Annotated in this window: 6 protein-coding genes; 2 read left to right on the top strand and 4 right to left on the bottom strand. The window is 40.2% G+C overall.

Annotated features, from left to right (window positions below; genetic code table 11):
- Positions 1 to 47: 47 nt before the first annotated feature.
- Positions 48 to 602: a hypothetical protein gene (locus tag ACHA8N_RS03095; RefSeq protein ID WP_393964672.1), complete on the top strand. Its 555-nt coding sequence runs from the start codon at positions 48 to 50 to the stop codon at positions 600 to 602.
- A gap of 540 nt (positions 603 to 1,142) precedes the next feature.
- Here ACHA8N_RS03095 and ACHA8N_RS03090 read toward each other — a convergent pair.
- Both ACHA8N_RS03090 and ACHA8N_RS03085 read right to left on the bottom strand, forming a co-directional pair.
- A complete protein-coding gene (locus ACHA8N_RS03090; RefSeq protein ID WP_393964671.1) occupies positions 1,143 to 1,454 on the bottom strand; it encodes a hypothetical protein in 312 nt (103 codons plus the stop codon).
- Positions 1,455 to 1,467: 13 nt separating this feature from the next.
- Positions 1,468 to 3,702 (bottom strand): hypothetical protein, encoded by a 2,235-nt coding sequence (locus ACHA8N_RS03085; RefSeq protein ID WP_393964670.1) that lies wholly within the window; start codon positions 3,700 to 3,702, stop codon positions 1,468 to 1,470.
- A gap of 1,288 nt (positions 3,703 to 4,990) precedes the next feature.
- Between ACHA8N_RS03085 and ACHA8N_RS03080 the strand changes: the two genes are divergently transcribed.
- Complete coding sequence (locus tag ACHA8N_RS03080) at positions 4,991 to 6,007, top strand: tyrosine-type recombinase/integrase (RefSeq protein WP_393964669.1); 1,017 nt, start codon at positions 4,991 to 4,993, stop codon at positions 6,005 to 6,007.
- A 526-nt stretch (positions 6,008 to 6,533) separates the two neighbouring features.
- On the opposite strand, the gene mauJ is transcribed toward ACHA8N_RS03080, so the two are convergent.
- Positions 6,534 to 7,742: a methylamine utilization protein MauJ gene (gene mauJ, locus ACHA8N_RS03075; protein WP_393964668.1), complete on the bottom strand. Its 1,209-nt coding sequence runs from the start codon at positions 7,740 to 7,742 to the stop codon at positions 6,534 to 6,536.
- A gap of 88 nt (positions 7,743 to 7,830) precedes the next feature.
- Positions 7,831 to 9,132: a hypothetical protein gene (locus ACHA8N_RS03070; protein ID WP_393964667.1), complete on the bottom strand. Its 1,302-nt coding sequence runs from the start codon at positions 9,130 to 9,132 to the stop codon at positions 7,831 to 7,833.
- Positions 9,133 to 9,134: the final 2 nt, after the last annotated feature.

The following is a 9,134-nucleotide window of genomic DNA, read 5'->3' as shown; positions in this document are numbered from 1 at the left end:
TTTTTTGATATAATTCAAGTATATATTGGGATTGTGAGGAACTTTTCTTGAAAAATAACAAAATGTATTTCAGTAGCATCGCGCTCGTCACTCTAATTTGCTCAGGGGCATATGTCTACTATATGGGAATGATGCCAAACACGAAGCCCTACGTGGATAAGGGCTTTGAAGAACAGAAGGATGCCCCAACCGTCAACAAGATTAACCGAATCGACTATATCGAGAAGTCGATGCAATCCATCGTCGACTTCATTCCATACTCGACGGGAAGCTACGTCCAGACGATCGACGCGAAATCGCTCAAGCAGAAAGTCGATGCGATGCAGAGTATCACGGAGTTGTTTCAATTCTACAAGGACGATCCGGAGACAAAATCACTCCGCCAGGTAGCGAAGTATTATCAGGAGTACATCGAGGCGATGGACTATGTCTCGAAGAATATGCACGGTGCGGAGCATATGGACGAGACGAAAGCCGCCTATCTTGAAGCACGCTGGAATAAGATGATTGGACCAGCAAAAGAGATGGAATTCGAGGTCGGCAAGTTACAGTACGAACAAGCCGTCGAGTTTCGTGATGAACTGATTAGTGCATGGTATTAATCAAGGAGAGGCCGACCTCTTCTTTTTGTTTACTCTGCTTTTCGTGGTCCAGCACCAGTGAACAATAGTGTTGCATAGGTCATAAGCGATATCAGCAGACGGTCCGAATATCCGTATTATCCATTACTCCCAAGGACGGGGATGGTGAGGTTCACGAAGCGGACGAACGTCCCACGCACCCGCACGAACCTGCCGAAGTCCCGCCAATATACGTTCGACGTGACGCCAAGGTATTGTCCATCAACGGCCTGTCGCTCTACCGTCAGGACCTCTGGATCAAGGGGATGGTGCTTTCTCGCCTGCTGAACGACGAATCGTACGTCTGAACGTCATGCGCATGCCTCTCTGGACGGGATGACCATCGTCACTCCATCTCAGACCTCGGCGAATCCTTTCCTCCGCACATGGGTGGTGGTGGAGGTTCTGAGATTCGATCGACTGGCCATATATGCATGAAAGGGGAGCGACTCCATGTCCGCTCCCCTTCTCACCGTTACGTTCAGTTGTCCTCATCCAGATTCCCCAGTGAGGCGATGTCGCTCAGAGGTCCGGAAGACCGTTATGGTTCGTATCGATGAAGGAGTCGATATGGTCCGGGATGCCGTCATGGTCCAGGTCGATGGATAGGTCCGACGAGTCGACGATGCTGTTGTGGTTCACGTCCATGAAGGGATCTTGCATGTCAGGGATGTGATCGTGATCCAGGTCCAGGAATGCGTCCGACCGGTCGTCGATTCCATTATGATTCATGTCGAGCAACGGATCATTGATGTCTGGGATATGGTCATGGTCCAGGTCGAGGAACGGGTCCTTGACCGTCGCCCCTAAAGGTCTCAGTGGGTCTCTATACATGTTGATTTCCTCCTTAGTCCAGGAATAGGGATGCTATCCCCTCATCCTTCTTCGATGGCTTTTCGAGTATCGACGTGACGACCCGTTGTGGTACGAGTCCCTGGTCGAAGGCGACCGGCAATGTGTTCTTCGCATATAGATGGACGGATTGTTTCAATAGCTTCAACCTCCGTCCATGGTCCGGATCGAGCCCCATGATTTCCTGGGCCTCGAGCTGGAGGGTCTCGAACGTGAACTGGTTCAGGACGTCGACATGGTGGTTGATGGTGAAGGCATCTATGTGTCTGACGAGGTCGACCGCCTTCTTGAACAAGAACTCGTTCTTCTTGAACTCCTTCTCGGCCTGGAGGTCACTGAGTTCTTTCCTTTGCTTCGAGGTCGCCCATTCCGAAATCACCGTCATCGCAGGGAGAATCAATCCAATTCCACCTGTCAATACGCCGACACCAATCCCGACGGCAATGGCCCCTCCAGTCTTCTTCAGACTGCTCTCCTTATAGGCCTGGTCTATCCTCCTCTGATATTCATCATTGTGGAAATGGACATAGGTGACCTGCGAGAGTAGGTTCTCAATCTCGGTGAACTGCGACTTCAGTTGTGCGGATAGTTGGAACATCTGTCTCTGCTGCCTCTGATGGATCTGGTCACCACTCCTGCCGACGCCGACCTCGGTGGCTAACGTCGACATGAAGTGGGGGAACTTGCTCGATATCTCTTCCATCCGCTTCCGTTGCTGATAGATGGCATGATACATGAACAGCCCATGGTTCCTGATCTCATCCTCCGAGAAATCCCCACCGTCCACGTAGGACGACATATAGTCCATCAGTATCTGCCATTGTCCGAAGAACTCATAGATCAGCATGTCGCTCAGGTTCCGCGCCCTCGATGTCAACAGCATCGTGATTGGGACGTTTGGCAGGGATGGCGTCTTCGACTCCATCAGGCTTTGCGTATAGTGGGATTTATACATGTCAATAGGTATACTCATCGATATTGTATTCAGGTCCACTCTCATATCACCGTCTATTTGATGTGTCTCTGCGTCATAGAAGTTCTTGACCGACTGTTCCCACAGGACCTTTCCTGGAATCGATATCCGGATCGTACTGATTTTCAGGCGTTCAAAAAATATGGGAAATCCAGTGGTAGTCATCAAAATTTTAGCCGTTTCGATACTTTCTAGGAAGTCAATAGCTAGACTCGAAGATAGCAATCCATCCCTAAGAACGATGACTTTATTATTTTCTTTGCCCCCGTACACTTCTCCATCTATTTTCTTCACGAGCTTTTCCTTGGTTGGATTGAATAGATACCATCTAGTATCTTCGCGCCATAAAAGTAGTTCTTTATATTTCGCCTGTTTCTTGTTAGTGATCAGGTTCGCGCCAGACAATTCGTATAACTTAGTAGGAATGATGCCGGTCTCTATGCATATCAGTCTCGCATGTCGATTGCCTGCACAGATGATATCACTCTCATGCATCAAGACGAGATGACGAGACCCTATATACATCCTTAGTTTCTCAAGCGAGAACACGTACTTCAATTCGAGATTCTTCACTTCGTAAACTTTTAAACATCCATTCTCTTTGTACGCAATGAAGTCGTTAACTTTACCCTTCAGAACGATTTGTCCGGACATTTTCCCAAGCTTATTCAGACGCTCGATAACTTCTCTGACGTCATTCAACAACTGCCTCACTTGCAGGGAACATATCAACTCGTAAGTCATATTTAACGTTTTTATGTAGCTGATACAGTTTCCGTTGTCCCTTATCTCTTTTACATCAGATAGATTGATTTCATGTTGTTCGCCGGATTCCGATGTAAAATAAATGGCACTGTTATCGTAGCTCAACTCCTTGAAAGAGACATCTTTCCCAAACTTCATGATGGTGTAGGCACCATCCGTCCCTTTACCCCTCACGTCAGAGAATGTTATGAAGTCATAATAATAGTCGCAAGCAGACAAAAGACTGAACATGGATGCTATGTCGCAGGAGAACGAGAACAGCTCCTTCCTCTCATCCGTCCATCCAGTCGCGTCCAGACGATCTTCCAATACCAATCGTGAAACTGAAATTTGATGCAGTTCCTTTTTATAGAATAGCTGGGTAACGGAGGCTTCAACGAAAAGTCCTCCCATGTCAGCCATCACTAGGGAGTCGTTCCGAAACTCGAGGGCGTGCTCGCCAATCTTCGAAGCGTTTTTGATGATGCTCTTACCTGTGATAGTTTGGTTCATCCGATTCTCCTTATTCATCTTTTAATGTTAATATTTTACCTAAAAAATTAGTCATTACATAATATGGAATTCGGATAACGGGTCAATGTTTCTTAAGCAAATCGTCTATTCATGCTTATCTCAGGATGATTGGTCATCGCATCCTAATGAGTTTTGTAGGCTGAACGAGTGTTATTCTCGTTCTGTCGACTTAACATCACTTCTTTCGTGGAGGCTATCTTCATTGGCCGACGGATCCAATGAACTCGGTCAATCCGTTATCATTGGCAAAATACATTCATATCGTATTAGATTGATGTTCATCGTGATAGAGATAACTTGAAGTATCTGACTAAGGAGCTGCCTTAAGCTGCAGTGGTATCAACCGACGATGAGAACGAGGAGCATGAAAACCTAATCGAATGAAAGAACTCTCTTAATAGTAGCTATGTCGTCGTCACAAACTGATCATCTTTGATCCAGTATGCGTCCAGTATAGAGAAAAATAAAACCTGTTCTAAGCAGCCCTCTTGTTGTTCGCGAGAGGAGGGGCAGCTCTCTTTTTGTTAATCATTTCAATAGAAGATTACACCTCCCGATCATCAGGAATACACTTCACCAATCGTGGTACTAGCGAATCCCGCCTAGGTTCCATCCCGTTCATGATGGAGGTTAGGGGAGGGATCAAATCTTCATGAATAATCGGAAGCTATCACATACCGCTTACTTTCAAGACACTGCAGGATTCGGTTTAGCCGCCTTCGATAATGCTTAGAATGCCATCAATCATGAATCGAACTTCCCTCTCCCGCTTGAAGCGCATACTAAAAACCTTCTCCATCGAACATGACTCGAAATCGAACCCCCTCATGCATGTAAATTCCTGCTCATCATCGATTGCCGACCGGACGCTTATCTGAGTCGTCTCATTGAAAAAAAATACTTCGATAAATGGGACGAAAAACGTCATTCCTTCCGAGGTCCTTGAGACGATAGAGAATACTATCAAGAAAACACGCCTTACACCCATCTCCTCGCCCTTTCCGTGATAATTGAGTTATGTAAACTAAGATCACCACATTGAATTTACTTGTGATAATTAGTGATTATCACAAGTAGTTGTATGTTATACTATTTTTGTACATTAAAAGTATGACATCTTATAACATGGATAAAATATAATAAGACGTACATATATCAGCCATAATTCTATGTAACACGAGATAAATGACGGATTTAACAGCATATGACGCGGAGGACGGCCCGAAAGAGGAAGCGTCGACGACCGACGAGGATGGAGGAGAAGGGGATGGAGAACGACACACGAGGATTGGTGACGAGGGAAGAGGCGGTGCTGGCGTTCGCGGACAGCCGGCAGAAGCTGCTGGCCGTGCTCGCGGACGACCACCTGAACATGGAGGCGCTGAGCGACCTTGAGATCTTCGAGCTGTTCTGGGCGACAGAGCTGTTCCCGATCTATAGCCAAAAAAGCCCGCACACGAAGCGGGCCTACAAGCAGGACCTCGACTACGTCCTGCGCTTCTTCGTGACGAAGACCGAGGGCGTCAAGCGGCTGACGATCCTCAACCTGCACGAATACCTGAAGGACGTCCACGACCAGTACGCGCCCCGGACGGTCAAGCGGCGCAACGCCATGCTGCGGCGTTTCCTGCGTTTCCTGCACGTCAATGACTATCACCCGCGTGACCTATCGCTCCAGGTGAAGGACCAGATGAAGCCGGAACCGCTCCGCCGCGAGATCGACTTCGACGAGATGGAGGCGATTGCCCTCGCCTTCCGCCACACTGTGAAGCAAAAAAAGAACCGCGAGCTGTTGCAGCTGCGGAACGAGACGATGGGTTATCTGTTATTGACGACTGGTATGCGCGCTGCAGAGTTACTAGCTCTACAGTTCAGTCATGTTCATGAAACATTTTCCATGAACTATATCGAGGTCAAGGGAAAGCGAGAAAAATGGCGACGTGTTCCATTATCTAAAAAATCAATTCACCTCATCCATCGTCTAAAGGAGTTGATGAAAATCGAAAGGATGATAAATACTCATATTTGTTTCAATGTAAGAAATCAAGATACTCCAATTTCATATGAAGCATTAAGACTAATCGCTCAATCAGCTTCTGCACATTTGACGTCACAAAGTAACTCACCTCACTGGTTCCGACGCTCTTTCATTACAAAACTATTGTCGGATGGAGTTCCCTTATATGAGGTAATGAATCTTTCTGGTCACGAATCTATTAGTACAACTAATGGCTATTTGCAAGAATTAAAAAATACAACATTAAATAATCTACCATTTAAATGATTTAGTTATACGAAGTTTTTGTCTATGTTACCTATATTCCCACATATAGCTTAGCAAAGGTCGTTGAATCAAAGAAACTGTGGAAGCACTTTGGATGCTAGAAAAATCCATTATCTCTAATGTCAAATCAAGCCGACACAAAGATGAAATTTTCAAGGTGATCTTAACATAATGATACCTGACCTCATCGAGCATGACTTTAAATCAATTAAGCCAACTCAGAAATGTCTATACGTCATACGCCTTTTAAGAATTTGTTAACAAGAATCACCTAACAAACCATATCTTGTAGATGAAACTTTTGGGCTTGTTAGCCAGCAAAAATTTCCACGAAGTCTTTGAACGTGTTCTCAAATTTCTTAAATTACTGTAATGAAAAACTAAGCTACCTGACACCGAAAAATTATAACGTACTTGAAGCACAATCAAAGTTGTTATATTTGCCTCATATTTTTAAATCAATTTAAAGTAAGACAGACAAATCATCTTATAAAAAAGAGTCATTGATGTAAGAATTTTTAAAATTTTAATGATAAAAAGTATTTTTTGGTAAATTACTATTTTGCAGTCTATAACCTAAATTAACTTCAATCTCGTCTATACCTTCAAAGGTTAACTCATCGATTTTATGGATGGACATAAGTTCATTTTCTAAAGTTAATGCAAATCTATTCATAGAAGATACATTTTTTATTTTTAAAGGATTTACGCTTCCAGTATAGTAACTAATTCCTGGAGTGGAAAGACTTTTAGAATAAAATGCTTTTAAAGAAAACGAGCATTTGTGTAATTCATCAGTCTTTGATTCATATAAAGATAGTTGATCCTTACGTTCAGAAAATAAAATATTTATACTTTTAAAATTATCACTAAAAATACTAGAGAATCCTGAATTAGTTACTATGGCTGTCTCTCGATTAATACCTAATAAATTATCTGCAAGCATTAGTACAACTTGAGTAAGAATCTGAAAAGCTTCTGATACTTTTTTTCTGTCTTGTAAATTTTGAGGAATTAATTTTTTTTGATTGCTTTTAGCATGGAACAACTTACATCTCACTTCAATATAAATTTCTTTATAAAATTTATCGACAATATTCATATTTTTATTTCCAAACAATTCAGAATTCCCTTTAAAATATGCTAAATTGTTCAATGCTCTTTTTAACCAATCTCCTTCTTTCTCGCCTTTCCTCCTATTGGTATTTAAGCTTAATAAACTCTCAAATGCTAAATACATGTTTCTAAAAGCATCAAACAAATCTTCTGTGACTTGAGATAATCGATAATATCTCAAGCTTTCATGATGTTTAGTAACTTTTTTTGGTATTAAATTCACACTATCTCCATTTTGATCAATTGCACTGATATTGACACTAGACTTCAAGTTGAAGTCTATCAATCTTACTATTCTAAAATATTGTTTTTCTGTTTTCCACCAAAGATAGTATTCTTCGTTTCCCGATTCGATTGAAATATCCGCTTTACCGTTAATACTGAGCAAGTCTAGACCTTTTTGTATTACTTCATAACAGTATAAAGAAAAGTCATTCAAATCCCCTTTATAATCTTTTCCTCTTAAAATTACATAATGACTATTAGAATTTAGAACTAATTCCCAACCTCCAGACAAACTAATTACTTCACTTATATCAAGTGGTTTTATTATATTGAACGCAGCTCCAAATAAATATTTTTCTTTATCTATTATTACGCACTTTGATAATTCTGCCATTTTAAAACCTCGTTTTTATTTAACATATTATTTTTTTAAACTTCATGAATTATGCATTTAATAAAATGTTTATTAATGGTAATTCACTTTACTTATATAAATTTTCATTGAAAAAATATGGAATCTTCATTTCATTTTTTATTTTAAAATCTTCAATTAGCTCTAAGGCAAATGCCTCTAAAGGCGCAGGATTAAGTATTAAATACATTGCATAGTTTGAAGTAAGTAACAAGTCAGGTATCGACGAAATTATTTCTTCACTATTTAGGACAAATGAATAGTAAAGAAAACCCCTTACTTTTCTCGTACTAATGTTTTTTTCTAAAGCTTTAAAAATCTCTATAGAATTTAATTCTTGATCATTATAAATTTCTTTAATAACTATATTAAAATGCTTTTTAGCCATTAAAAAAATAATGTTATGTATGTTAGGTATTTTCGAACTCCAATTATATTCTAGATTAAACGAATCAATATGATTCTCTAATTTTTTACTTAAATTTTTGTCGGATGAGTTTATTAACTGGGCTTTGAATTTTTTATCTCTAGCTCCAGTAGTTGTATCCTTTTCAATTTTGCCAAGAATTTTTTTATGGGCAGAACTTTTATATGGGAAAAAAACTTTTGAAATTCCTCCCACTGCATTTTCATCACTAGAATTTGTCGGAGATGATGGTACTTTCTCTCCTTTACCTGAATTCTCATGATTTCCTGCTACTGTATTACACGTTGAACAAATAGGAACAATATTTGATGGGTGAATTGAAAGAACAGGAAATTTAGACTTCGGAAAATAGTGGTCTAACTGCATCGTTCTCATGTTTAGTTCTCCTAAACACGCAGGACAAACCGATAGATTTGAATTCGTCTCAAAAAATTCCTTATAAAATAACAATCTATTTGATATTTCATATCCATCGCTATTTTCATTTTTTTGATTAAAGTATCTAGTATATAAATCAGAGAATATTTTTTTTATTTCATCTTGAATAACTTTATTTTTTTTACTATCTTCAAGGTGTTGATAATTATACGTTTTGAATTTAAATTCCGTAAAGTTTTCCTCTAGATCATAAGTTACATCATAAAATAGTGCATCTACGAATTTTTTTCTTTTAGAACTTTCTGGAATAATCTTCTTAAAACTATTTACTCTATTAATTAACCATTCATTTTTACCTTCTACGTTATTGTGTAACTTACTATCTTCAATATTGTAAGGACTATTTATATTTATATTTTTTTTTAATTCTATTAAAATGCTTTCATCAATCCCTTCTAAATCTTTGTATTCAGATTCACTTTCATACTTTAACAAACACAAAAATATTTCTAACGTTTTACGCATATCTTGGCCAATTCTTGTTGTATTTTTTAGATTTGTTAACATAC

The sequence above is a fragment of the Exiguobacterium sp. S22-S28 genome (assembly GCF_043359615.1).
In the GTDB taxonomy this organism is placed as follows: Bacteria; Bacillota; Bacilli; order Exiguobacteriales; family Exiguobacteriaceae; genus Exiguobacterium_A.
Note: the sequence above shows the minus strand (reverse complement) of the source record. Positions and strands in the feature narration are given on the sequence as shown.